Origin of the sequence: Brevundimonas sp., assembly GCF_047617075.1 — a bacterium.
In the GTDB taxonomy this organism is placed as follows: domain Bacteria; phylum Pseudomonadota; class Alphaproteobacteria; order Caulobacterales; family Caulobacteraceae; genus Brevundimonas.
Window position 1 is genome coordinate 239,319 of record NZ_JBLGCI010000002.1, and the last position, 23,149, is coordinate 262,467.

Annotated in this window: 21 protein-coding genes; 14 read left to right on the plus strand and 7 right to left on the minus strand. The window is 68.5% G+C overall.

Annotated features, from left to right (window positions below):
• Positions 1-74 precede the first annotated feature (74 nt).
• From rpsT to gyrB, 5 genes are all read left to right on the plus strand, one after another.
• Positions 75-344, plus strand: a complete 270-nt coding sequence (gene rpsT / locus ACI8U3_RS03110; RefSeq protein ID WP_415013403.1) for a 30S ribosomal protein S20 — start codon at positions 75-77, stop codon at positions 342-344.
• Positions 345-736: 392 nt separating this feature from the next.
• Positions 737-2,197 carry a chromosomal replication initiator protein DnaA gene (dnaA, locus tag ACI8U3_RS03115; protein WP_415013404.1) on the plus strand — a complete coding sequence of 487 codons (1,461 nt, stop codon included), beginning with the start codon at positions 737-739 and terminating at the stop codon, positions 2,195-2,197.
• Positions 2,198-2,317: 120 nt separating this feature from the next.
• On the plus strand, positions 2,318-3,436 hold the full coding sequence (dnaN, locus tag ACI8U3_RS03120) for a DNA polymerase III subunit beta (protein WP_415013405.1): 1,119 nt from the start codon (positions 2,318-2,320) through the stop codon (positions 3,434-3,436).
• A gap of 172 nt (positions 3,437-3,608) precedes the next feature.
• Positions 3,609-4,793: a DNA replication/repair protein RecF gene (gene recF, locus ACI8U3_RS03125; RefSeq protein WP_415013406.1), complete on the plus strand. Its 1,185-nt coding sequence runs from the start codon at positions 3,609-3,611 to the stop codon at positions 4,791-4,793.
• Entirely contained in the window at positions 4,794-7,223 is a 2,430-nt protein-coding gene (gene gyrB / locus ACI8U3_RS03130; RefSeq protein WP_415013407.1) for a DNA topoisomerase (ATP-hydrolyzing) subunit B, read from the plus strand.
• 4 nt (positions 7,224-7,227) lie between these two features.
• Here gyrB and nth read toward each other — a convergent pair whose 3' ends face one another.
• Together nth and acs are read right to left on the minus strand one after the other, a co-directional pair.
• Positions 7,228-7,926 carry an endonuclease III gene (nth, locus tag ACI8U3_RS03135; RefSeq protein WP_415013408.1) on the minus strand — a complete coding sequence of 233 codons (699 nt, stop codon included), beginning with the start codon at positions 7,924-7,926 and terminating at the stop codon, positions 7,228-7,230.
• Between the two features lie 141 nt (positions 7,927-8,067).
• A complete protein-coding gene (gene acs, locus ACI8U3_RS03140) occupies positions 8,068-10,005 on the minus strand; it encodes an acetate--CoA ligase (protein ID WP_415013409.1) in 1,938 nt (645 codons plus the stop codon).
• Positions 10,006-10,115: 110 nt separating this feature from the next.
• Between acs and ACI8U3_RS03145 the strand changes: the two genes are divergently transcribed.
• From ACI8U3_RS03145 to ACI8U3_RS03155, 3 genes are read left to right on the plus strand one after another with little or no spacing between them, the layout of a single operon-like run.
• The gene (locus ACI8U3_RS03145; protein WP_415013410.1) at positions 10,116-10,865 is read left to right on the plus strand and encodes a creatininase family protein; all 750 of its coding nucleotides are present in this window, start codon (positions 10,116-10,118) and stop codon (positions 10,863-10,865) included.
• Positions 10,866-10,908: 43 nt separating this feature from the next.
• Positions 10,909-11,382 carry a hypothetical protein gene (locus ACI8U3_RS03150; protein WP_415013411.1) on the plus strand — a complete coding sequence of 158 codons (474 nt, stop codon included), beginning with the start codon at positions 10,909-10,911 and terminating at the stop codon, positions 11,380-11,382.
• Positions 11,382-12,749: a M28 family metallopeptidase gene (locus ACI8U3_RS03155; RefSeq protein WP_415013412.1), complete on the plus strand. Its 1,368-nt coding sequence runs from the start codon at positions 11,382-11,384 to the stop codon at positions 12,747-12,749. Before ACI8U3_RS03150 ends, ACI8U3_RS03155 begins: the two co-directional genes overlap by 1 nt.
• On the opposite strand, the gene ACI8U3_RS03160 is transcribed toward ACI8U3_RS03155, so the two are convergent.
• Positions 12,743-14,167, minus strand: a complete 1,425-nt coding sequence (locus ACI8U3_RS03160) for an amidohydrolase family protein (RefSeq protein WP_415013413.1) — start codon at positions 14,165-14,167, stop codon at positions 12,743-12,745. The two genes, ACI8U3_RS03155 and ACI8U3_RS03160, sit on opposite strands and share 7 nt — an antisense overlap.
• A gap of 97 nt (positions 14,168-14,264) precedes the next feature.
• Here ACI8U3_RS03160 and ACI8U3_RS03165 point away from each other — a divergent pair, with 97 nt between their 5' ends.
• The 6 genes from ACI8U3_RS03165 (at position 14,265) to ACI8U3_RS03190 (ending at position 20,738) form a co-directional block, all read left to right on the plus strand.
• Entirely contained in the window at positions 14,265-14,714 is a 450-nt protein-coding gene (locus tag ACI8U3_RS03165) for an iron-sulfur cluster assembly scaffold protein (protein ID WP_415013482.1), read from the plus strand.
• Between the two features lie 2 nt (positions 14,715-14,716).
• Positions 14,717-14,962 carry a membrane protein insertion efficiency factor YidD gene (yidD, locus tag ACI8U3_RS03170; protein WP_415013414.1) on the plus strand — a complete coding sequence of 82 codons (246 nt, stop codon included), beginning with the start codon at positions 14,717-14,719 and terminating at the stop codon, positions 14,960-14,962.
• Between the two features lie 74 nt (positions 14,963-15,036).
• The gene (ptsP, locus tag ACI8U3_RS03175) at positions 15,037-17,298 is read left to right on the plus strand and encodes a phosphoenolpyruvate--protein phosphotransferase (RefSeq protein ID WP_415013483.1); all 2,262 of its coding nucleotides are present in this window, start codon (positions 15,037-15,039) and stop codon (positions 17,296-17,298) included.
• A gap of 207 nt (positions 17,299-17,505) precedes the next feature.
• Positions 17,506-18,555, plus strand: a complete 1,050-nt coding sequence (locus ACI8U3_RS03180) for a helix-turn-helix domain-containing protein (RefSeq protein WP_415013415.1) — start codon at positions 17,506-17,508, stop codon at positions 18,553-18,555.
• 51 nt (positions 18,556-18,606) lie between these two features.
• The gene (gene ispG, locus ACI8U3_RS03185) at positions 18,607-19,755 is read left to right on the plus strand and encodes a flavodoxin-dependent (E)-4-hydroxy-3-methylbut-2-enyl-diphosphate synthase (protein ID WP_415013416.1); all 1,149 of its coding nucleotides are present in this window, start codon (positions 18,607-18,609) and stop codon (positions 19,753-19,755) included.
• Positions 19,756-19,805: 50 nt separating this feature from the next.
• Complete coding sequence (locus ACI8U3_RS03190; RefSeq protein WP_415013417.1) at positions 19,806-20,738, plus strand: DUF1206 domain-containing protein; 933 nt, start codon at positions 19,806-19,808, stop codon at positions 20,736-20,738.
• A gap of 18 nt (positions 20,739-20,756) precedes the next feature.
• On the opposite strand, the gene ACI8U3_RS03195 is transcribed toward ACI8U3_RS03190, so the two are convergent.
• From ACI8U3_RS03195 to ACI8U3_RS03210, 4 genes are all read right to left on the minus strand, one after another.
• Positions 20,757-21,683, minus strand: coding sequence for an alpha/beta fold hydrolase (locus ACI8U3_RS03195; protein ID WP_415013418.1), 927 nt, complete (start codon positions 21,681-21,683; stop codon positions 20,757-20,759).
• 31 nt (positions 21,684-21,714) lie between these two features.
• Positions 21,715-21,912: a helix-turn-helix transcriptional regulator gene (locus ACI8U3_RS03200; protein ID WP_045319386.1), complete on the minus strand. Its 198-nt coding sequence runs from the start codon at positions 21,910-21,912 to the stop codon at positions 21,715-21,717.
• Positions 21,912-22,319 carry a hypothetical protein gene (locus ACI8U3_RS03205; protein ID WP_415013419.1) on the minus strand — a complete coding sequence of 136 codons (408 nt, stop codon included), beginning with the start codon at positions 22,317-22,319 and terminating at the stop codon, positions 21,912-21,914. The genes ACI8U3_RS03200 and ACI8U3_RS03205 overlap by 1 nt, the downstream gene beginning before the upstream one ends.
• A 152-nt stretch (positions 22,320-22,471) precedes the next feature.
• Positions 22,472-23,104 (minus strand): hypothetical protein, encoded by a 633-nt coding sequence (locus tag ACI8U3_RS03210; RefSeq protein ID WP_415013420.1) that lies wholly within the window; start codon positions 23,102-23,104, stop codon positions 22,472-22,474.
• Between the last annotated feature and the right edge of the window lie 45 nt (positions 23,105-23,149).

Sequence of the window (23,149 nt, forward strand, 5' to 3'; positions counted from 1 at the left end):
TATAGGCCCGCCCTCTTGAGATTTCCACGCCGTGGGGACTGCTCCGCGGCGTTTTCCGTTCGAAGGTTTGACTGATGGCCAATAACCCCGGCGCCAAGAAGGCGATCCGCAAGATCGCCGCCCGGACTGAAGTGAACACGGCTCGCCGCAGCCGCGTGCGCACCTTCCTGAAGAAGTTCGACACCGCCGTCGCCGGCGGCGACGTGGAGGCCGCCAAGACCGCCTTCCACGACGCCCAGTCCGAGCTGATGCGGGCGGTGTCAAAGGGCGTGGTTCACAAGAACACCGGCGCCCGCAAGGTGTCCCGCCTGCACGCCCAGCTGAAGAAGCTGGCCGCGGCCTGACCCACAGCCCGTCACAGGGCTGTCACAGCAATTTATGAATGTTTTCAACGGCGAAGGCGCATATGCTCCTTCGCCGTTTTGCCGTGTGCGGCTAAGTTGAAATAAAAAGTTGCCCACTTCGGGTCACCGCCGATGAGCGGTTTCTCCAAGCGGGCGAGGCGCTTAGCGGAGTCAAACAATTTATCCGCACGGGGAGCCGCGAATCAGCGTTGACGGCGCCCCTGCTGGGCGTAAGTTTTGGGGTCTAACGCACTTCCATCCCAACACGGATGAAGACGGCGCGGGACCCTGTTCCGCGTCGGCGGGAGAAGTCCGTCTGCGAGGCCGACCCCACCGCCGGAACCCCTGTTCCGGAGGCCAGGAGAAGTCGTCCCGGAGATCAGGCGGACTTTATGGCTGGTGGACTGAAAGAGGTGGCTTACGAAATGGCGGGCAGCGCGGCGGAACTGAGACTGACGGACCCGGAACGGATCTGGGACGAAGCGGCCACGCGTCTGCGCGCCGAGATCGGCGAGGGTCCGTTCAGCTCGTACATCGCGCCGTCGGCGGTTCGAGCCGACGCGTCCGGCCGGCTGGTTCTGGTGACGCCTACCGCCTATGCCCGGGACTGGGTTCGCCGCAACGCCCTGCGCCGCATGAACGAGCTGTGGCTGGGCCTGGACGGCCTGTCGCGCCGCCTGGACGTGCGATGCCGGGCCGAGTTCGGCTCGCCCGCCCCGGCCATCTCCGCCTCGGGACCCTCCACCGCCGCTCCGGCGATCCAGCCGCGCGCCACGGTGGGACCGGTAACGGACGGCCCGCGCGCCGTTCGGGCCGCCGGTCTGCAGGACCGCCTGACCTTTGACGCCTTCGTGGAAGGCCCTGGCAACGCCTTCGCCCTGGCCATCGCCAGACAGACCGCCAGCTGGGCCGAGGGCCATTTCAACCCGGTGTTCCTGTGCGGGCCCTACGGCCACGGCAAGACCCACCTGCTGAACGCCATCGCCTGGGAGGCGCAGCGCCTGCGCCCCAACGCCAAGGTGATCTACCTGACCGCCGAGCGGTTCCTGTCCACCTTCGTGCGCGCCGTGCAGGACCGCCAGACGGCGGCCTTCAAGGAAAGCCTGCGCTCGGCTGACATGCTGCTGCTGGACGACGTCCAGTTCGTGGGCGGCAAGAGCTCCACCCAGGAAGAACTGCTGAACACCCTGACCGCCCTGATCGAGGACGGGAAGCGGGTGGTCATGGCCGGTGACAAGCCGCCCACGGCCATGACGGACATCGAGCCGCGCCTGCGTTCGCATCTGGCCGCGGGCCTGACCTGTCCGGTGGAGCCCGCCGACCGCATGGTCAAGCTGGCGGTGGCCCGCAAGCGGTTCGAGGCTCTGGGCCGCCTGGGTCTGGTGTCCGGGGAAGCCCGCACCGAGGTTCTGGAGCAACTGGTGGACCGCACCCCGGGATCGGTGCGCGAACTGGAAGGGGCGGTGAACACCCTGGCCGCTTCCGCCGGGCGACGCCTGTCCGAACTGACGGCAGACGAGGCCTCGGTGCTGCTGGGGGCCGCCCTGCGCGGCGGGCCGGAGCGCCGCATCACCGTGGACGAGATCCAGAAGACGGTGGCCGAGCACTTCAACCTGAAGCAGGCGGACCTGCTGAGCGAGCGTCGCACCCGCATCATCGCCCGGCCCCGCCAGATCGCCATGTACCTGTGCAAGCAGCTGACCACGCGCAGCTATCCGGACATCGGCCGCCGCTTCGGCGGGCGGGATCACACCACGGTGCTGCACGGGGTTCGGCGCATCGAGGAGATGATGCCTGCGGACGATCAGATCGCCCGCGATGTGGAGACGCTGACCCGCAAGCTGCGGGGATAATCGCGGCCGGTCTGTGGAGCGCCCGTTTCCCCTGTTGAAGCGGGCGATGAAGCCGCTAATGTCCAAGGCCCACAATTGCAGCGGCGACGGCCTGAGTCGTCGTCATCCGGGCGAGACCACATGCAGCTGACGATCGAACGCGCGGCGCTCCTGAAGGCCCTTGGCCACGTTCAGAGCGTCGTCGAGCGCCGCAACACCATCCCCATCCTGTCCAATGTCCTGCTTTCGGCGGGGCGTGACCGTCTGAGCTTCGCGGCCACCGACCTGGACATGGAGATGGTGGACGAGGCCGAGGCCATGGTGAACACCGAGGGCCAGATCACGGCCCCGGCCCACACCCTGTACGAAATCGTCCGCAAGCTGCCCGAAGGCGCCGAGGTCTCCCTGACCTATTCCGGCGACGACCCGCGTCTGGTGGTCCAGGCGGGACGGTCCAAGTTCAACCTGCCGGTGCTGCCGGCCGGGGACTTCCCGGTCATGTCCGCCGACAGCGCGGGCGCGCGGTTCAGCCTGCTGAAGGAAGACCTGGTCCGGCTGATCGACAAGACCCGTTTCGCCGTCTCCACCGAGGAGACCCGCTACTATCTGAACGGCCTTTATCTGCACACCGTGTCCGAGGGCGGGCAGGCGCTGCTGCGCGCCGTGGCCACCGACGGCCACCGCCTGGCCCTGGCCGAGACCCCGGCGCCGGAAGGCGCCGCGGGCGGCCCCGGCGTGATCGTGCCGCGCAAGACCATCGATCAGGTGCGCCGCCTGCTGGACGACGGCTCCGGCACGGTGGAGGTGCAGGTCAGCGCCCAGAAGATCCGCTTCGAGTTCGGCCAGGCCAGCTTGACCTCCAAGGTCATCGACGGCTCGTTCCCGGATTATCTGCGGGTGATCCCCAAGGGCAACGACAAGCGCGCCGACATCGACAACGCCGTGTTCGCCCAGGCCGTGGACCGGGTCTCCACCATCTCGGCCGAGAAGAGCCGCTCGGTGAAGCTGGGCCTGGACAACGACCGGGTCACCCTGACCGTGCGCAACATGGAGGCCGGACAGGGCGTGGAAGAGGTGGAGATCGGTTACACCGACGAGCCCTTCGAGATCGGCTTCAACGCCCGCTATCTGCTGGACGTGGCCGGCCAGATCGAGGGCGAGACCGCCACCTACATGTTCGCCGACCCGGCGTCGCCCACCCTGGTGCTCGATCCGGGCGATCCGGGCGTCCAGTACGTGCTGATGCCGCTGAGGGTGTGATCGTCTTGTCCCTCTCCCGGCGGGAGAGGGAGGGGCCCATCGCAATGCGATGGGAGGGTGAGGGGTTACGGTGCGTAACGCCTTGGCGCCTTACCCCCTCATCCCCCGCGCGAGGACTTCCGCTATCGCTCCAGTGCGCGGGCTCCGCCTTCTCCCCATGGGAGAAGGTCTCTTGATCACCGCCCTCACCCTCACCGATTTCCGCTCGTACGCCAGCGCCACCTTGCGCGTGGGGTCGGGCCCCATTGTGCTTCACGGGCCGAACGGGGCGGGCAAGACCAATCTGCTGGAGGCGGTGAGCCTGCTGACTCCGGGGCGGGGTCTGCGCGGGGCGCCGGTGGCCGAGCTGGGGCGGCGCGAGCCGGGCGAGGCCGGCGGACGGGCCTGGGCCGTGGCGGCGATTCTGACGGGGGCGGACGGGGGCGATATCCGCCAAGAAACGCGCTTGGGCACGGGGGTGCAAGCGCCGGGGGCGTCGCGCCGCATCGTGCGCATCGACGGGGAGACCGCCCAGCCCGGGCGGATGCTGGATTATCTGCGGCCCGTCTGGGCCACGCCCGAGCATGACCGGCTGTTCTCGGACAGCCGGGCCGAGCGGCTGAAATTCTTCGACCGGTTGGTGTTCGCCGCCGACCCGGGCCACGCGGCCAGCGTCTCAGCCTATGAGAAAGCCCTGCGCGAGCGCCTGCGCCTGCTGACCGAGGCGGCCGAGGGCAGGCGGCCCGCCGACCCGGCCTGGCTGGACGCGCTGGAAGCAAGACTGGGCGAACAGGGCGCCGCCGCCGCCACGGCCCGCGCCCGCGCCCTGGGCGATCTTCAGGCGGGCATCGACGCGCGCGGCGACCGGCCCTTTCCCCAGGCCGATCTGGGTCTGACCGGCGCGGCCGAGCAGAGCGCCGCCGCAGGCTCGGGGCCCGATGAAATTGCAGCTGAAATCGTCGCCGGGATGAAGGCGTCGCGGGCCCGCGATTCGGCCTCCGGGCGCTCGCTTTTCGGGCCGCACCGGTCGGATCTGACCGCCATCCACCGGGAAAAGAACCGCCCGGCGGCTGAAGGCTCGTCCGGCGAGCAGAAGGCCCTGGTTCTGAACCTGATTCTGGCGCAGGTCGGGCGGCTGAAAAGCGCCCCCGAAAACCCGGATTCACTGGCCAATTCAGGTGCGAACCCTGTATTGTTGCTGGATGAAGCGCCGGCCCATCTGGATGCCCGCCGGCGCGCCGCCCTGTTCGAGGAGATCGTGGCGCTGGACCTTCAGGCTTTCCTGACCGGCACCGACGAAACGCTCTTCTCTGACCTTCACGGGCGAGGCCGGTTCGTGCGCGTGGACGCAGGGACGCTCGCCCCATCGGATGACTGAATGACCGACCAGAACCGCACCCCGGACACCGCCGAGGAAGCCGCCTACGGCGCAGAATCCATCAAGGTGCTGAAAGGGCTCGACGCCGTGCGCAAGCGGCCGGGCATGTACATCGGCGACACCGACGACGGCTCGGGCCTGCACCACATGGTCTATGAGGTGGTGGACAACGCCATCGACGAGGCCCTGGCCGGTCACGCCGATCTGGTGCAGGTGATCCTGAACGCCGACGGCTCGGTCACCGTGACCGACAACGGGCGCGGCATCCCTACCGACATCCACGAGGAAGAGGGCGTGTCCGCCGCCGAGGTCATCATGACCCAGCTGCACGCGGGCGGGAAATTCGACCAGAATTCCTACAAGGTCTCCGGCGGCCTGCACGGCGTGGGCGTGTCGGTGGTCAACGCCCTGTCCGACTGGCTGGAGCTGGTGATCTACCGCAACGGCAAGAAGCACCACATGCGCTTCGAGCGGGGCGACACGGTCAAGTCGCTGGAAGTGGTGGGTGACGCGCCCATGCGCGACAACGGCAAGGTCCTGAGCGGCACCGAGGTCACCTTCTATCCGTCGGTGACGACGTTCAGCCACATCGATTTCGACCTCAAGACCCTGGAGCACCGCCTGCGGGAGCTGGCGTTTCTGAACTCGGGTGTGGTCATCAAGCTGGCCGACCACCGGGGCGCTGAACCGTTCGAGGAGATCCTGCACTATGAGGGCGGGGTCGAGGCCTTCGTGCGTCACCTGGACAAGTCCAAGTCTCCGATCCTGAAGGACGTCATCGTCATCCGGGGCAAGAAGGAGAACATCGAGATCGATCTGGCCCTGTGGTGGAACGACAGCTACCACGAGACCATGCTGTGCTTCACCAACAACATCCCCCAGCGGGATGGAGGCACCCACCTTTCGGCCTTCCGCGCCAGCCTGACCCGGGTCATGGGCGCCTATATCGAAAGCTCGGGCCTGGCCAAGAAGGAGAAGGTCTCCGTCACCGGCGAGGACGCGCGCGAGGGCCTGACCTGCGTCCTGTCCGTCAAGGTGCCGGACCCGAAGTTCAGCTCCCAGACCAAGGACAAGCTGGTCTCGTCCGAGGTGCGGCCCGCGGTGGAGTCCCTGTGTTCGGAAGGGCTGTCGACGTGGTTCGAGGAGCATCCCGCCGAGGCCCGCATGGTTGTGGCCAAGATCGTCGAGGCGGCCACCGCGCGCGAGGCGGCCCGCAAGGCCCGCGACCTGACCCGGCGCAAGTCGGCGCTGGAGATCAGCTCCCTGCCCGGCAAGCTGGCCGACTGTCAGGAGCGCGACCCGGCCAAGTCCGAACTGTTCATCGTCGAGGGCGATTCCGCCGGCGGCTCGGCCAAGCAGGCGCGTAACCGCGAAAACCAGGCCGTTCTGCCGCTGCGGGGCAAGATCCTGAACGTGGAGCGGGCGCGGTTCGACCGGATGCTGTCCAGCGAGCTGATCGGCACCCTGATCCTGGCGCTGGGTACGGGCATCGGGCGCGACGACTTCAACATCGAGAAGCTGCGCTACCACAAGATCATCATCATGACCGACGCCGACGTGGACGGCGCCCACATCCGGACCCTGCTGCTGACCTTCTTCTACCGGCAGATGCCGGAGCTGATCGAGCGGGGCCACATCTTCATCGCCCAGCCGCCCCTCTACAAGGTGTCCAAGGGCAAGCAGTCCCGCTACCTCAAGGACGAGCCCGAGATGGACGCCTATCTGATCGAGGAAGGATCGGACGGCGCAGAGCTGGACTTCGCCGGCGGCGAGCGCCGCACCGGCATGGACCTGCAAGGTCTGGTGCGCGAGGCCAAGGCCTTCAAGGGACTGGTGGACCGGCTGGCGACCCGCGCTCCGGCCTTCGCCATCGAGCAGGCGGCCCTTTCGGGCCTGTTCACGGCGGAGGGCGGCGATCTGGCCTATGCGGCGCGCCACCTGGATCTCTACGCCGAGGAAGGCGACGGCCCCTGGTCCGGCGAGAAGGGGGAACAGGGCGCCCTGGTGTTCAGCCGCACGCGCCGCGCCGTGGCCGAGCAGATCGTGCTGGAGGAATCGCTGGTACGTTCGCTGGACGCGCGGCGCCTGGGCGAGCGAGCCGCGGCCTTTGACGGTCTGTTCCGCGAGCCGGCCACGTTCCGGCGCAAGGACAAGTCCACCACCATCCGGGGGCCCCTCGACCTGCTGACCGCCGTGCTGGACGCGGGCAAGAAGGGCCTGTCGATCCAGCGCTACAAAGGCTTGGGCGAGATGAATCCGGAACAGCTGTGGGAAACCACCCTGGACGACAATGCCCGCACCCTTCTGAAGGTGCAGGTGGACCACGCCGACGACGCCGACGACCTGTTCGCCAAGCTGATGGGCGATGTGGTGGAACCGCGCCGCGAATTCATCCAGAGCAACGCCCTGGACGCGGCGGTGGACGTCTGATCGATCAGGCGCGGGCCGCCATCAGATCCGGCCGCGCCGGGCACAAATCCGAGATGACGCAGGCCTCGCATTTGGGCCGCCGCGCCACGCAGGTGTAGCGGCCGTGCAGGATCAGCCAGTGGTGGGCCTTGGGCAGCCAGTGGTCGGGCACGACCTGATGCAGCTGGGCCTCCACCTTGTCTGGCGTGCCGGCGTTGGCCAGGGCGAGGCGGTGCGAGACGCGGAACACGTGGGTGTCCACCGCGATGGCCGGCTCGATCCCCAATTCGTTCAGCACCACCGAGGCGGTCTTTCGTCCCACGCCCGGCAGGGCCTGAAGGTCGGCGCGGTTCAGCGGCACCTCGCCGCCGTGCCGCTCGATCAGGATCTGTGACATGGCGATCAGGTTCTTCGCCTTGTTCCGGTACAGGCCGATGGAGGCGATGTAGGGGATCAGGCCCTCCACCCCCAGCGCCGCCATCTTCTGCGGCGTGTCGGCCACGGCGAACAGGCCGGCCGTCGCCTTGTTCACCCCCACGTCCGTGGCCTGGGCCGACAGGGCGACGGCCGAGACGAGGGTGAATGGGTTGGTGAAGTTCAGCTCGGTCTTCGGCTCGGGCATCACCCGCGCCAGGCGGGTGAAGATTTCCTCCACCCGGTCGGGGTCGGGGGGGCATTTCAGGCGTCGGGCCGAACGGGACCTGTTTGATGGCGGCTTCAGCATTTTCCCACTCTCGTCATCGCCGGGCTTGTCCCGGCGATCCATACGCTCGGACCGGCCCGCGCGAATCCACAGCGTCTGGTGACTATGGATTCCCGCCACAAGGGCGGGAATGACGAGGAACGAAAAAATGCGACCTTGAGATCAGCTCTCCGGCCGGTTCCTGAGCAGATCGTCCACCACCGCAGGATCGGCGAGGGTGGAGGTGTCGCCAAGGGCGCCGGTCTCGTTCTCGGCGATCTTTCTCAGAATTCTCCGCATGATCTTGCCCGAGCGGGTCTTGGGCAGGCCGGGGGCCCACTGGATCACGTCGGGGCTGGCGATGGGGCCGATCTCGGCGCGGACGTGGGCCACCAGCGTCTTGCGCAGGTCCTCGGACGGTTCCTGATCCGCCTTCAGCGTCACATAGGCCCAGACGCCCTGGCCCTTGATGTCGTGGGGATAGCCCACAACCGCAGCCTCCGACACGGCCGGGTGCGACACCAGCGCACTCTCGATCTCGGCGGTGCCCAGACGGTGGCCCGAGACGTTCAGCACGTCGTCGATGCGTCCGGTGATCCAGTAGTAGCCGTCCGCGTCGCGCCGGGCCCCGTCGCCGGTGAAATACTTGCCGGGGAAGGTGGTGAAATAGGTCTCGATGAAGCGGTCGTGGTCGCCGTAGACGGTGCGCATCTGACCCGGCCAGGACTCGGTGATGCACAGAGGCCCTTCGGCCGCGCCCTGAAGGACGTCGCCCTCATTGGTGACGATGGCGGGCATGACGCCGGGCAGGGGCTTCGTCGCCGAGCCGGGCTTGAGCTCCGTGGCGCCGGGCAGGGGGCTGATCAGGATGCCGCCGGTCTCGGTCTGCCACCAGGTGTCCACCACCGGGCAGCGGCCGTCGCCGACCACGCGGTGGTACCACAGCCAGGCCTCGGGATTGATGGGCTCGCCCACCGACCCCAGCAGGCGCAGGGACGAACGGTCGTGCTTCGTCACCCAGTCGTCGCCCTCGCGCATCAGGGCGCGGATGGCGGTGGGGGCGGTGTAGAAGATGTTGACCTTGTGCTTGTCCACCACCTGCCAGCAGCGCCCGGCGTCGGGCCAGGTGGGCACGCCCTCGAACACCAGGGTCGTGGCCCCGTTCGCCAGCGGGCCATAGACGATGTAGCTGTGCCCCGTGACCCAGCCCACATCGGCGGTGCACCAGTAGATGTCGCCGGGTTTGTAGTCGAACACCAGTTCGTGGGTGTGCGCGGCCCAGGCCAGATAGCCGCCGGTGGTGTGCAGCACCCCCTTGGGCTTTCCGGTGGAGCCGGAGGTGTAGAGGATGAACAGCGGGTCCTCCGCGTTCATGGGCTCGGGCGCGCACTCGGCCGACGCCGCCTCACGCACGTCCTCATAGACCACGTCCCGGCCTTCGGTGAGCGGCACGTCCGCGCCGGTCCAGCGGATCACCAGCACCTTGTCGACGGAGACTTTCTCCAGCGCCTTGTCCACATTGGCCTTGAGCGGGATGCGCTTGCCGCCGCGTTTGCCCTCGTCGGCGGTGATGACGATGGTCGAGCCGCAATCCTCGATCCGGCCGCACAGGCTGTCGGGAGAAAAGCCGCCGAACACCACCGAGTGCACCGCGCCGATGCGGGCGCAGGCCAGCATGGCCACCGCCGCCAGCGGGATCATGGGCATATAGAGGGTGATGCGGTCGCCCTTCTTCGCGCCCATGTCCTTGAGCACATTGGCCATGCGGCACACCTCGGCTTGCAGCTCGGCATAGCTCATCTTGCCGTCGATGGACGGGTCGTCGCCCTCGAACAGGATGGCGGTCTGGTCGGCGCGCTCGGGCAGGTGACGGTCGATGCAGTTGACGCTGGCGTTCAGCTCGCCGTCGGCGAACCAGCGGATGCGGAAGTCCTGCCGGTCGAAGCTGACATCCTTGACCTCGGTGAAGGGCTTCGACCAGTCCAGCCGCTCGCCCACCCCGCGCCAGAACCCTTCCGGATCGCGCGCCGCGCTCTCGACCGTTCGGGCAAAGGCCCCGGCGTCCATGTGGGCGTGAGCGGCCACTTGAGCGGGAACAGGGATGCGGGTGTGGTCGGTCATGGAGGGCTCCGTATCGGGGAGGTCGCGTCTTTGCGGCGCCGGTCGAACAGGCGTATGCGCTGGGCCGTCGCTTGCCAAGCGGACCACTGTCCCAAGTTCCGGAGTTTTCCATGCTGATCCACCTGTCGTCCTGGCCAGAGATCGACGCGCGCCTGAAGGCGACGAAGACCGTGGTCGTGCCGATCGGCTCCAACGAGCAGCACGGCCCCACGGGCCTGCTGGGCACGGACTGGCTGTGCCCCGAGATCATCGCCCACGCGGCGGAGAAGCAGGACGACGGCCTGGTGGTGGCGCCCACCTTCAACATCGGCATGGCCCAGCATCATCTGGCCTTCGCCGGCACCATCTCCCTGCGGCCCTCGACCTTCATGGCGGCCATCACGGACTGGGTCTCGTCGCTGAGCCGGCACGGCTTTGAGCGCATCTATTTCCTGAATGGGCACGGCGGCAACGTGGCCACCATCGAGGCGACCTTCGCGGAGATCTACGCCGAATGGTCGTTCGTGGAAGAGCGCCCGCCCTTCGCCCTGAAGCTGGTCAACTGGTGGGACCTGCCGGGGGTGCACCGGCTGTGTTCCGAAATCTTCCCCAAGGGGCACGGCATGCACGCCACCCCCTCCGAGATCGCCGTGACCCAGGCGGCCTATCCCGACCGCATCAAGACGGCGGACTATTCCCCGCAGATCGCTCCGGTGGGGCCGATCCGCGACGCCCTGGACTACCGGGCCCGGTTCCCGGACGGGCGCATCGGCTCGGACCCGGCCCAGGCCTCGCCCGAGAAAGGCCAGCGCATCATCGACGCGGCGGTCCCGGCCCTGCTGGCGGACGTGAAGGCGTTCTCATCCGAGGTCGCGCCCTGAACGACCGCTTGCATGGCGACGGCGGCGCCCTAGGCTTGCGGGCATGAACAAGCCTGACAGCGCCCTGAGCGCCGCCGAGATGAACGACCGCCTGATGCGGGATGCGGGGACCGTGATCCAGCGGCGGCTGGAGATCATGGCCGAGGCCGTTTGCGATCCCGCTCGCGCCGACCTGACCGAACTGGCCCTGATGAGCGACGAGAAAGTCGCCGCCTTTCAGGCGGTGTCCGAGCGCGCAGCGGTGGGTGCGGGTCTTGTTGCGGATCGGCTGGCCGACGCCTTGGCTGTCGAAGCCGACGCCGCCTCTCACGCCATGGAGGCGGCGATGACAGCGCCAGATCCGGCGCAGGCGGCGGTCATGCAGACCCGGTGGGCGATGGGCTGCTGGGCCCGAACCGCCGACAGAGCCCTGACGCTGAACGCGGACTGGGCGCGGATGCAGGCGTATGTGCTGGCGCCGGTTCAGAGCGCCGTGAGCGCCAACGCAAGCCGACTGAAAACGAAGGAGAAACGCTGATGCGCGCACTGTTCACCGCCCTGGCGGTCGCGGCCCTGCCGGCCGCCGCCATGGCCCAGACGCCGCCGCCGGCTGAAATTCCCGCCCTGTATGACATCGCCGTCGCGCCCTCACCGGAGCGCATCGAGGCGGACATTGCGACCCTGGTGGGCTTCGGCACCCGGCACACTCTGTCGGAAACGGAATCCGAAACGCGCGGTATCGGCGCGGCGCGGCGCTGGATCCATGCGGAGTTCGAACGCATCTCGGCGGCCTGCGGCGGCTGCCTCGAGGTGATGTATGTGTCGGACACCGTCACGGGCGCCCGGATCCCCGAGCCCGCCGAGGTGGTCAGCGTCATCGCCATTCAGCGCGGAACCGCCGATCCGAACCGCTATGTGCTGATGAGCGGCGACATCGACAGCCGCGTCACGGACGTGCTGAACGCGGCCGACGACTCGCCCGGCGCCAACGACAACGCCTCGGGCGTGGCCGGAACGCTGGAGGCCGCGCGGGTGCTGACCCAGCATCGGTTCCCCGCCACCATCGTCTATGCGGCCCTGGCGGGCGAGGAGCAGGGCCTGTTCGGCGGCCAGATTCTGGCGGCACAGGCCCAGCGCGAGGGCTGGCGCATCGAGGCGGTGCTGAACAACGACATGATCGGCAATTCGGCGGGCATCAACGGGGTGGTGAACAACACCACCGCCCGGGTCTTCGCCGAGGGCACCCGCATGACCGAAACCGATCAGGAAGCGACCCAGCGCCGCTTCACCGGCGGCGAGGTGGACAGCCCCTCGCGCAATCTGGCCCGCTACATCGAGCGGGTGGGCGAGCAGTATGTGCCCAATCTGGATGTGATGATGGTTTACCGGCTGGACCGGTTCGGGCGCGGCGGCCACCACCGGCCGTTCAACGATCTGGGCTATCCCGGCGTGCGGATCATGGAGACCAACGAGCATTACGACCGCCAGCATCAGGACCTGAGGAATGAGGACGGCCGCCACTACGGCGACACCCTCGAGTATGTGGACTTCGACTACGCCGCCAAGCTGACCGGGCTCAACGCCGTGGCGCTGGCGGGCATGGCCTGGGCCCCGCCGCCGCCCGCCGACGTCCAGATCGAGGGCGCCGTCAGCCCGGACACCACCCTGCGGTGGACCCGTCCGACCGACGCCCAGGCCCCCGAGCTGGCGGGCTACCGCATCTACTGGCGCCTGACCACCGAACCCCAGTGGACCCACAGCCGCTGGGTCGGCGACGTCACCGCGTTCACGCTGGAGAACGTGGTCATCGACAACTACTTCTTCGGCGTGGCGGCGGTGGCCGACAACGGGGCGGAAAGTCCGGTTGTGTTCCCCGGCGCGGCGGGCAGCTTCGGCGGTTACTGAGCCGCCAGCAGCGCCTCCGGATCGTACAACTCGCCGTCCGACACCACCGCCCGCACCTGCGTCAGGGCGTTGAGATCAGCCGTCGGGTCAGCCGTCAGGAAGACCATGTCCGCCTCCTGACCCACGGCCAGGGCGCCGGTGCGTTCCGCGACCCCCAGCGTGCGGGCCGCGTCCGACGTGGCCATGCGCAGCACGTCCCAGACCGGGATACCGGCCTGCTGATGCAGGACCGCCTCGCGCGCCATGCTCCGTCCCGGCGCGATGAAGGGATTGGCCATGTCGGTGCCCAGGGTCAGCGGCACGCCCGCCTCGTGCATGCGGCGGGTCAGCTCCAGCACCTTGGGCCAGATGGCCCGGGCGCGCGGATAGTCCTCGGCGGTCCAGCCCAGATCGAAGCGGAAACCTTCATTCCAGCTGGCCAGCATGTCCGGGTGGAACAGGTCGGCGTCGCGGGCGAGGAAGGCCGGATCATCGCCCCGGAACGCCGCCTCGAACGCGACCAGGGTGGCGTCCACGTGCACCTGTTCCCGCGCCAGCGTCCGGATCATCTCATCGATCTCAGGTGAGTCCAGATCCACCGCCTCAAACCACTCGAAGAAGGCGAACGCCCCCGGCCGGCGGTTCGCCACATAGGCCTCGCGCTGATCCGCAGGCAGCAAGTCCGGGCTGACCGGCATCATGTGCACCAGGGCGTCCACGCCCAGTTCGGCGGCGCGGGTCCAGCTGACGTCCGACAGGTGGCCGATGACGGGCAGGCCGTGACGCCGGGCCTCGGCGATTCCCTCGGCCAGATCCTCTTCGCTCAGGGATTCATACAGCTTGATGTAGCGCGCGCCCCCTTGCGCCTGTTCGGCGACGATCTCGGCGATGGTCCGCGTCTCCGACGGCCGGTCCACCAGACCGGTGAAGGGAAACGGCGAGCGGTCGATGACTTCGCCGGCGTGCAGCGCTTCCGGCCCCGGCAGACCGGCCGCCCGCGCTTCGTCGTAGGCCCGGCTGTGGGCCATGTCGCCGCCGGGATTGCGCACCGTGGTGACCCCATGGGCCAGCAGGCGCCGGGCGTGATGCGCCACGATGTCCGGTCGATGATCCGCGGCCAGATAGGGCGCGCCGTCGTCGTCCACGCCCAGACGGGCGGCGCCCAGGCTGATATGGGCATGGGTGTCGATCAGACCGGGCAGGGCGAACACGCCGGTGAAATCGTGCATCCGGCCCCGGCTGTTTTCGGGGCGCCCCTGCCCGATCTCGATGATGCGGCCATCCTCCACCACCACATAGGCGCCCGTCTGGATCGTCTCGGTCCGCGGATCGACCAGGTTCAGGCCCAGATAGACGTCGGGCTCGGCATGGGCGGCGGGCGCGATTGCGAGCGCGGCGGCGACCAGAAGACAGGCGGGAAGGGCGGGGCGAAGGATCATCAGAGGCTCCACTAAGGCTGGGATGCCGATGAAGTCCGCCCGGGGCGGAAAGTCTTTCACCCTTCTCGCAAGATCGTTCAGCGCCTATCTGTCGGTCATGATCGACGACCTCTACAGCGCGCGCATCCTGACGCTGGCGGCCAACATGCCGCGCACGGGCCGCCTGGACGCCCCACAGGGCACGGGCCACCGGGTCGCCAAGCTGTGCGGATCGACGGCGACCGTCGATGTGGTGCTGGATGACGCCGGCCGCGTGGCGGACTACGCCCAGACCGTGAAGGCCTGCGCCCTCGGACAGGCGGCGGCGGGCGTGCTGGGCGAGCATGTGATCGGCGCGACAGGAGACGAGATCGAGCAGGCCCGCGACGCCCTGCTGGCCATGCTGAAGTCCGGCGGCGAAGGGCCCGAAGGCCGCTTTGCCGATCTACGCCTGCTGAAACAGGTGGCTGACTATCCCGCCCGCCACGCCTCGACCCTGGTGGCGGTGGAGGCGGCGCTGGACGCCGTGCGCGCGGCCGAGCGCACCCGCCTGTCGGGCGCGGCCTGACGGTGGCGGCCAGTTTGTACGAGCGCGGCGTTCGTCTGGCGCACCGGGGCTACAAGGTGACCCTGTCGCCCCTGATCGGCCAGCAGTGCCGCTTCGCACCCACCTGTTCGGACTATGCGGCCGAGGCCCTGATCACCCACGGCCCCGCTCGCGGCGGCTGGCTGGCCGCAAAAAGGTTCTGCCGCTGCCATCCTTTCGGCGGCTCGGGATACGATCCGGTTCCGCCGAAGCCTTCCCGCGGTGACTAGCCGGGGTGCGCGCCGGGGAACCTTCTGTATATGCTAAGGCGGAATCGGATGGCGGGAGCAGGCGTGTGATGCCCATGGGCGGCGGATTGACGACGAGGGGGCCCAGAAACCTCCTGCGCCAGATCCGCGAGGCCATGGCCGGCGGCGGCCCGGCCCAGGAGCGTCTGGACAAGGTGGTGAAGACCATCGCCTCGTCCATGGTGGCCGAGGTGTGCTCCATCTATCTGCGGCGCTCCACCGGCGAGTTGGAGCTGTTCGCCACCGAGGGTCTGAACCCCGAGGCCGTCCACAACACCCGCCTGCGCCCGGGCGAGGGTCTGGTGGGCGAGGTGGCGCGGCTCAACGAACCCATCAGCCTGTCGGACGCTCCGCTCCACCCCAGCTTCTCGTATCGTCCAGAGACGGGCGAAGATCCCTATCACGCCTTCCTCGGCGCGCCCCTGCTGCGCGGCGGCCGCGCCATCGGCGTGCTGGTGGTCCAGAACCAGGCGGCCCGCCGCTACGACGAGGACGAGGTCGAGGACATCCAGACCATCGCCATGGTTCTGGCCGAGACCGTGGCGTCCGGCGAGCTGCTGGGTCTGGACGAACTGCGCGACGTGGAGGTGGCGCCCCACCGGCCCGAACGCATCAAGGGCCAGCGGTTCGCTGAAGGTCTGGCCATCGGCCATGCTGTGCTGCACGAGGCCCCCCTGGCGCCCGAGCGCCTGCTGGCCGACGATCCGGTGGCCGAGGAGGCCCGGTTGAAGCTGGGCCTGTCCGCGCTGAAGGCCAACATCGATTCCATGCTGGAGGGCGGTCAGGGTCTGGCCGGTCCGTCCTATGAGGTGCTGGAGACCTACCGCATGTTCGCCGACGACCGGGGCTGGAACCGGTCGCTGGAGGAGGCGGTGCGCGGCGGTCTGACCGCCGAGGCGGCGGTGGACCGGGTCCGCAACGAGCATCGCGCCCGCTTCGCAAAGGCGCGCGATCCCTATATCCGCGAACGGCTGCACGATCTGGAGGATCTGGCCAATCGCCTGCTGCGGGTGTTGGCGGGCGACCAGCCGGGGCAGCGCGAACTGCCTGACGACGCCATTCTGGTGGCGCGCAATCTGGGCCCGGCGGACCTGCTGGAATATCCCCGCGACAAGCTGCGCGGGTTGTTGCTGGAGGAAGGTTCAGCCGCCAGCCATGCGGGCATCGTCGCCCGTGCGCTGCAAATTCCCTGCGTCGGCCGTCTGGCGGGCCTGCGCGACCGCCTGTCGGAAGGCGATCTGGTCATCGCCGACGGCGAGACGGGCGAGGCCTTCCTGCGTCCCCGTCCGGAAATGCTGGACGCGGTACAGGCGCGCATGCAGGTGCGGGCGCAGCGCCGCGCCGAGTTCGCCGCCCTGCGCGATACCCCCGCCGTCACTCGTGACGGGGTGCGCGTGACGGTCCTGGCCAACGCCGGTCTGGTGGTGGATCTGGACACCCTGGACGAGACGGGCGCGGAGGGCATCGGCCTGTTCCGCACCGAGTTCCAGTTCATGGTGTCCGAGGAATTGCCGCGCCTTCAGGCCCAGACCGATCTCTATCGCCGGGTGCTGGACGCCGCCGGGGACCGTCCCGTCACCTTCCGCACCCTGGACGTGGGCGGCGACAAGGTGCTGCCCTATCTGGAGGTGGAGCGGGAGGAGAACCCGGCGCTGGGCCGCCGCGCCATCCGCCTTGGACTGGACCGGCCCGGCTTGCTGCGATTGCAGCTTCGCGCCCTGCTCAGCGCCGCCGCAGGTCGCGAGCTTCGGGTCATGTTTCCCATGATCGCCACGGTGGACGAGTTCCGCGCGGCCCGCGCCCTGATGGACGCCGAATGCGAATGGGCCGAGCGGCGCGGCAAGATCCTGCCGGAATCGCTGCGGGTCGGCGCCATGATCGAGGCGCCCAGCCTGTTGTGGCATCTGGACGCCCTGCTGCCCCTGACTGACTTCGTCTCTGTCGGCACCAATGACCTGTTTCAGTACATGTACGCAGCGGACCGGACCAATCCGCTCGTCTCGGATCGGTACGACCCCCTTTCGCCGCCGACCCTGCGCGCGCTTCAGGACATCCAGCGCCAGTGCGCCGATACCGAGACGCCGGTGTCGGTCTGCGGCGAACTGGCCGGGCGGCCGCTTGAGGCCATGGTCCTGCTGGCCCTTGGCTACACGCGTCTTTCAGCCCCTGCGGGCGGCGTCGGGCCGGTCAAGCGCATGATCCTGTCGCTGGATCTGGCGGCGGCGCGGCGGGGCGTAACGGGCCTGCTGGGGGCCACGTCCGCGTCCGTGCGCAACGAGGTTGAGGCTCTGGCCCGGAAATTGAACGTCGCTCTGTGAGAAAGCCGCTCGCGCGCCGCGCGAATCGGTTAACCAGACATTGATCCGGGTCTGTCAATGGGTTATCCACAGGACGAGTTCGAGGGGTCTCCGGGGGGAGATCAGGATCGGGCGCCGCGGGGGACGTGGCGTTTCGATCATCCATCGACGAACAGTACGAGTATGGGGGCGGGCGCTATGCCGCTGGATGCAGGGTTCGGCCCTGACGTGCGACAAGACGAAGCGGAGTGGACCGATCCGCATCGCGTTCTGACCGAGTCGGCGACGCTGGGTGACGCCTTGCGCAGGGCGCGGGAGCATTCCGCGCGATCCATCGAGGATCTGTCCACCGCCACGCGCGTCCATGTCCGCTATCTGCGGGCGCTTGAGCAGAACGACCACAGCGCCCTGCCATCCCAGGTTTTCGTGCTGGGTTATGTGCGCGCCGTGGCCGGCGCCCTCGGTCTTGACGAACAGCTGGCGGCCGAGCGTTTCAAGCGGGAAACGCCGCACGCCGCCGAGGGTCTGCAATCGCCCACCGGCGCGGATGTGACCGACGCCCGGCGCCGGTCGCCCCGCTGGATCGCCGCCGCCGCCGTGCTGGTCCTGGCCGTGGTGGGCTGGAACGTGTTCCAGCGGGTCAATCTGATGCAGGATCCGACCCCACCCGCCATTTCCGAAACGCCCGAAACCTGGTCCCTGGGCTCCGCGCCCGGCGTTGTTCGTCTGGGCGCCCCGCGCCCCGCGCCGCCGGACCAGACCGTGCCGGCCCTCTACATCACCCCCGGCCTCGAGGCCGAACTGACCGGTATCGATCCCGAGGATGAGGCCGCCGTGCAGGGCGCCCGCGTCGATGCGCCGGTTCAGGCCGCGTTCAATCCGCGCGGCGCCACCTATGGGGCGGCGCCCACCGCTTCCAGCGTGGTCATTCAGGCCCGCCGCGCCGCCAGCCTGGTGGTGCGCATGGGCGACGGCCGCGTCCTGTTCGCCCGCCAGCTGACCGCCGGCGAGGCCTGGCGCGCACCTTCTGACGTGTCAGCAACGGTGGACGTGTCCGAGCCGGACGCCTTCGCGGTCTATATGAACGGGGAGTACGACGGCGCCCTGAACGCCGCGCTGACCCCGCTGTCCCAACTGAACAGCCGCGCCCAGGCCGCCGCCCGCCGCACCGCCGCCGAAGCCGCCGCGCGAACGGAGCGGGCGGTGCAGGCGGCGGCCGAACGGGCCCAGCAGGCCACCGCCTCGGCCGCCGCCGCGACGATACCGCCCGAGGGCTGACATCTTTCCGTCGTGGAATAGAGCCGCCTGATCCCCTATCTAGGGGGCATCATGTCAAACGCCGCCGACCAGCTGGGTCACATCCGCCCCTGGCGCCATATCGAGCGCCGCAAGAGCCGCCAGATCCAGGTGGGGTCCGTGGCCGTGGGCGGAGACGCGCCCATCAGCGTCCAGTCCATGACCAATACGCCCACCGCCGACGCGGCGGCCACGCTGGAGCAGATCCGCCAGCTGGAGGACGCGGGCGCCGACATCGTGCGGGTGTCCTGCCCCGATGAGGAATCCACCGCCGCCTTCCGCACCATTGCGCGAGAGTCCCGCGTGCCGCTGGTGGCCGACATCCATTTCCACTACCGCCGGGGCATCGAGGCGGCCGAGGCGGGCGCCGCCTGCCTGCGCATCAATCCCGGCAACATCGGCTCGCGCGACCGGGTGCGCGAAGTGATCCAGGCGGCGCGGGACCACGGCTGTTCCATGCGCATCGGCGTCAACGCCGGATCGCTGGAGCGCGAACTGCTCGAGAAATACGGCGAGCCCTGCCCCGACGCCATGGTGGAAAGCGCCCTGAACCACGCCCGCATCCTGCAGGACGAGGACTTCCACGAGTTCAAGATTTCGGTGAAGGCCTCCGACCCCTTCCTGACCGTGGCCGCCTACCAGCAACTGGCCGACGCCATCGACTGCCCGCTGCATCTGGGCGTGACCGAGGCGGGCCCGCTGCGCACCGGCACCATCAAGTCCGCCATCGGGCTGGGATCGATGCTGTGGGCCGGCATCGGCGACACCATCCGGGTCAGCCTGGCCGCCGACCCGGTGGAGGAGATCAAGGTCGGCTTCGACATCCTCAAGTCGCTGGGCCTGCGCCACCGGGGGGTGAACATCATCGCCTGCCCGTCCTGCGCCCGTCAGGGCTTCAACGTCATCGAGACGGTTGGCGTGCTGGAGGAGCGGCTGGCCCACATCACCACGCCCATGAGCCTGTCCATCATCGGCTGCGTCGTGAACGGACCGGGCGAGGCGCTCTACACCGACGTGGGCTTCACCGGCGGCGGCAAGGGCGCGGGCATGGTCTATCTGGCCGGCAAGATGACCCACAAGCAGGACAACGCCGGCATGGTCGACCACATCGTCGAGCTGGTGGAGAAGAAGGCCGCCGAGCTGGAAGCCGAGCGCGCCGGCGCCCTCCAGGCCGCCGAATAGGCGGAGCCGTTTGCCGGGCTCAGGCGTTGGCCTCCGCGCACGGAGGATGAATGCCCATGACCCTGACCCAGGCGATCGCTGAAGGCCGCCGTTTCGGCGCGCGCGCCGGCCGCCGTCTGGGCCGACGTCTGGGCCGCCGCCTCGAGCGGCTGACCGGCCGCTCCATGCCCTCCATCCAGACCCTGCTGGAGTGGGCCGCGCGCCTGGGCTACGGCGCGCGCGGCTTCGTCTATTTCAATGTGGGGCTGGCGGCCCTGCTGGCCGCTGTGGACATAACCGGCGACAGTCTGGGCGCGGGCGGGATCATCGAACTGACCGCCGAGCAGCCCTTTGGCCGGGTGTGGCTGACCCTGCTGGGCGCCGGCCTTTGGATGTTCGTCCTTTGGCGGTTCCTGCAGTCGGTGGTCGACGCGGACCACGAGGGTTGGTCCCTGAAGGCCATCGGCATGCGCGCCGGTCAAGCGCTGAGCGGCGTGTTCTATGGCGTTCTGGCCTCCTCGGTCTTCGAGCTGATGGACGAGGTGGGCGAGGTGGACGCCGACGACGGCGGCGCCGAGGCGCAGCAACAGGCTGGGACGGTCATGGACATGCCCTACGGCGACTGGCTGCTGATCGGCGCGGGCCTGTTCATCCTCGCCATGGGCGTGGGCAACATCATCAAGGGCGTGACCGGCGAGTTCGCCGACAGTCTGGCCTGCGACCGCAAGACCTGCCGCCGGGTCGTGCCGCTGGCGCGGGCGGGCTATGCGGCGCGCGGGTTCGCCTATCTGCCCATGGGGGTGTTCGTCATCCTCGCCGGCTGGCGCACCCGCGCCGAGGAGGCGCGCAGCTTCGGCGCCTCGCTGGAGCTGCTGGAGGCCCAGCCCTTCGGCTCGTGGATCGTGGGCTTCACGGCCCTGGGCATCATGGCCTTCGGCGCCTTCGCCCTGGTCGAAGCTCGCTGGCGGCGCATCCGGATGCCTCGCGAGATCAAGCCAAGATAGAGCGAAGGCCCCGCCGATTCACTCATTCAGGAACGCGCGCACCAGCGCCATGAAGGCTTCCGGCTGGTCGGCCATGATGAAGTGGCGCGAGCCGTCCACCCGCTCCAGCCGCACGCCGGGCAGATCGGCGTACTCCCGCGCCCACATCGCATCCGCCATGGCGGCGGGCGCTCCCCCGTCCGCATCGGCCGCATAGACCGCCCACACCGGCGTGGTCATGGCCGCCAGACCCGGTCGCAGATCCGTGACCATCACGTCGCGCATGGCCAGCCCGATCGCCAGCCGGTCCGACGCCATGGACCAGTCCACCATGGCCGCGCGGGTCGCCTCGTCCCGGCTCATGCCCTGGGCGAGAGCCTGCTGCCCGGCGCGGAAAATCGCCTCGTCCACGTCCAGCCCGGCGCGGGCGGCCTGTTCCGCATAGGGCCGGGCCCGTTCGGCGGTCATTTCCGGCCCGTACAGCACGCTGAAGAAGGGCAGGGAGTCCACGCTCATCACCCGGCCGATCAGGTCCGGTCGCTCCTGCGCCAGCATGACGCCGGAAGCCCCGCCCATGGAGTGGCCGATGATGGCGGGCCGCTCCAGCTCGGCCGTCTCGATGTAACGCCCGATCTCCGCCACGGCGGGGCGCAGGAAGTCGCCCTCGCCGTGGGTCCACGGCTGCCCGGCGAACCCGGACAGTTGCACCAGATGCAGCCGGTAATTCCCGGCCAGCGCCTCGGCGGTGGCGCGCCACACCTCGCGCGACGACGCCATTCCGGGGATCAGCACCACGTCGGGGCCCTCGCCCATCACTTCCACGCTGATGCGATCAGATGTGAAACCCGGCGCCGGATCGGCGATCTGGGCCTCGGCGCGTTCTGGCAGGGCGGCCACGGCGCCGACCGACAGGGCGAACAGCGCGCAGGCGGCCAGCCGCCCGCTCCATGAGCGTACGTTGAACATCAGTCTTCTCCTTGGGTTTGAGCCGCCGGCGTCAGCCGTGCGGATTATCGAAGATGTCTTCCACCGCGGCCCCGAACTGGGCGGCGATGCGGTAGGCGAGGTCGAGGGACGGATCGTGCTTCTCGGTCTCAAGCGCATTGATGGCCTGACGCGAGACCCCGATGCGGTCCGCCAGCTCGGCCTGGCTCCAGCCCTTCTCGGCGCGCAGCACGCGCAGGCGGTTTTTCATCAGTGAGAGCTCCGCACGAACGGCGCCACCACCCCGAAGACGGCCCAGAACAGGGGATAGATCAGCCAGGCCGGAACATGGGGCGCGCCCGCGTAGCTTTCGCCGAAACCCCACGCCGTCGCCAGCGCCATGGCGACGCCCGCTGACAGGATGAACTGCTTGGCCGTGACGCCGCGCACGAACTCGTCGGAGTCGCGCATCAGCATCAGGGTGGCCCAGATCTGCCCGGCCACGGGCGCCGCGACCGCCAGCGCAAGAGCCCAGGCCACCGGCCGACCGATGATCTCGTCGAACGCGCCGAAGATGGCCGCCACATTGACCGCTACATAGCCGCTCATGAAGGCCATGGTCCGCATCACATAGCGGCGGCCGGCCGCGGTGGTTTGCTGTTTCCCGAGTGTGAGCATGTCGCGCCCTCCTGACTGAATGTAAGGTCAACATGACACGATCGAAATGTAAGGTCAACACGACATTTAGTCAGGCTTCTGGGGGATTATGCACTTGACGTACCAAACACAAGGAGTAGATGAAGTGCGACAGGCCGGTACTGAGATCGAGATTACGCCGGAGATGATTTCTGCTGGCGTTGACGCGCTTTGGCCCGCTCGGCCCTTGGGGTGTGAGGAGGCATCGGAGGTAGTGCAGCGAGTCTTCGCTCAAATGGCGAAGGCGCGCCCATGTCCAGAAGCTCCCATTCAAAGTACGCGAAAATGATGGAGAGTTGCGCGGCGTGGTCCCGCGCCTTCTTGAGGTCGTTGAGTGAAACCGCCTTCTCTGTTCGCGCCTTCACTGCGGCGGGCAACCGGGCTCGATCAGCCTTCGATAGCTGGTGCGAGAAGGCTACGTTGAAGTCGTTTTCGTCATCGCCGTCGCGGTGGGCGTACAGCGTATGCAGGTAGGAGTTTCGATCTTCCGCAAGCTTCGCGATCCCTGCGTAAGCAGCATCGGCCCAATCGAGGGCGATCTCGTTGTCGGCGTATGCCTCGCAAATAACGTCGAACCAGATCTTCGCGTTTGCGGCTATGCTGGTGGACCCCATTATCGTCCTGGCGGTGGCGGGCTCGCATCCCAAGCAGTGCTGAACCGCGAGCCTCATCAGCCATTCGACCTGCGACTGGATGGCCGAAATCTCGGCAATGAGCCGCTTCTGGGTGGGCGACAGGAAGACGTGATAGGCTGGTTTTATGGACACTAAGACCCCCGACCCGAAACCCGACGACGTTCTTCGCCGTATGCT

Coding starts and splice junctions, on each gene's coding strand:
- ACI8U3_RS03205 (WP_415013419.1), bottom strand. CDS start 22,319: ATGCTCACACTCGGGAAACAGCAAACCACCGCGGCCGGCCGCCGCTAT.
- ACI8U3_RS03200 (WP_045319386.1), bottom strand. CDS start 21,912: ATGAAAAACCGCCTGCGCGTGCTGCGCGCCGAGAAGGGCTGGAGCCAG.
- dnaA (WP_415013404.1), top strand. CDS start 737: ATGGCTGGTGGACTGAAAGAGGTGGCTTACGAAATGGCGGGCAGCGCG.
- ptsP (WP_415013483.1), top strand. CDS start 15,037: ATGGGCGGCGGATTGACGACGAGGGGGCCCAGAAACCTCCTGCGCCAG.
- dnaN (WP_415013405.1), top strand. CDS start 2,318: ATGCAGCTGACGATCGAACGCGCGGCGCTCCTGAAGGCCCTTGGCCAC.
- rpsT (WP_415013403.1), top strand. CDS start 75: ATGGCCAATAACCCCGGCGCCAAGAAGGCGATCCGCAAGATCGCCGCC.
- nth (WP_415013408.1), bottom strand. CDS start 7,926: ATGCTGAAGCCGCCATCAAACAGGTCCCGTTCGGCCCGACGCCTGAAA.
- ACI8U3_RS03150 (WP_415013411.1), top strand. CDS start 10,909: ATGAACAAGCCTGACAGCGCCCTGAGCGCCGCCGAGATGAACGACCGC.
- ACI8U3_RS03155 (WP_415013412.1), top strand. CDS start 11,382: ATGCGCGCACTGTTCACCGCCCTGGCGGTCGCGGCCCTGCCGGCCGCC.
- ACI8U3_RS03160 (WP_415013413.1), bottom strand. CDS start 14,167: ATGATCCTTCGCCCCGCCCTTCCCGCCTGTCTTCTGGTCGCCGCCGCG.
- acs (WP_415013409.1), bottom strand. CDS start 10,005: ATGACCGACCACACCCGCATCCCTGTTCCCGCTCAAGTGGCCGCTCAC.
- ispG (WP_415013416.1), top strand. CDS start 18,607: ATGTCAAACGCCGCCGACCAGCTGGGTCACATCCGCCCCTGGCGCCAT.
- ACI8U3_RS03145 (WP_415013410.1), top strand. CDS start 10,116: ATGCTGATCCACCTGTCGTCCTGGCCAGAGATCGACGCGCGCCTGAAG.
- ACI8U3_RS03165 (WP_415013482.1), top strand. CDS start 14,265: ATGATCGACGACCTCTACAGCGCGCGCATCCTGACGCTGGCGGCCAAC.
- ACI8U3_RS03190 (WP_415013417.1), top strand. CDS start 19,806: ATGCCCATGACCCTGACCCAGGCGATCGCTGAAGGCCGCCGTTTCGGC.
- ACI8U3_RS03195 (WP_415013418.1), bottom strand. CDS start 21,683: ATGTTCAACGTACGCTCATGGAGCGGGCGGCTGGCCGCCTGCGCGCTG.
- gyrB (WP_415013407.1), top strand. CDS start 4,794: ATGACCGACCAGAACCGCACCCCGGACACCGCCGAGGAAGCCGCCTAC.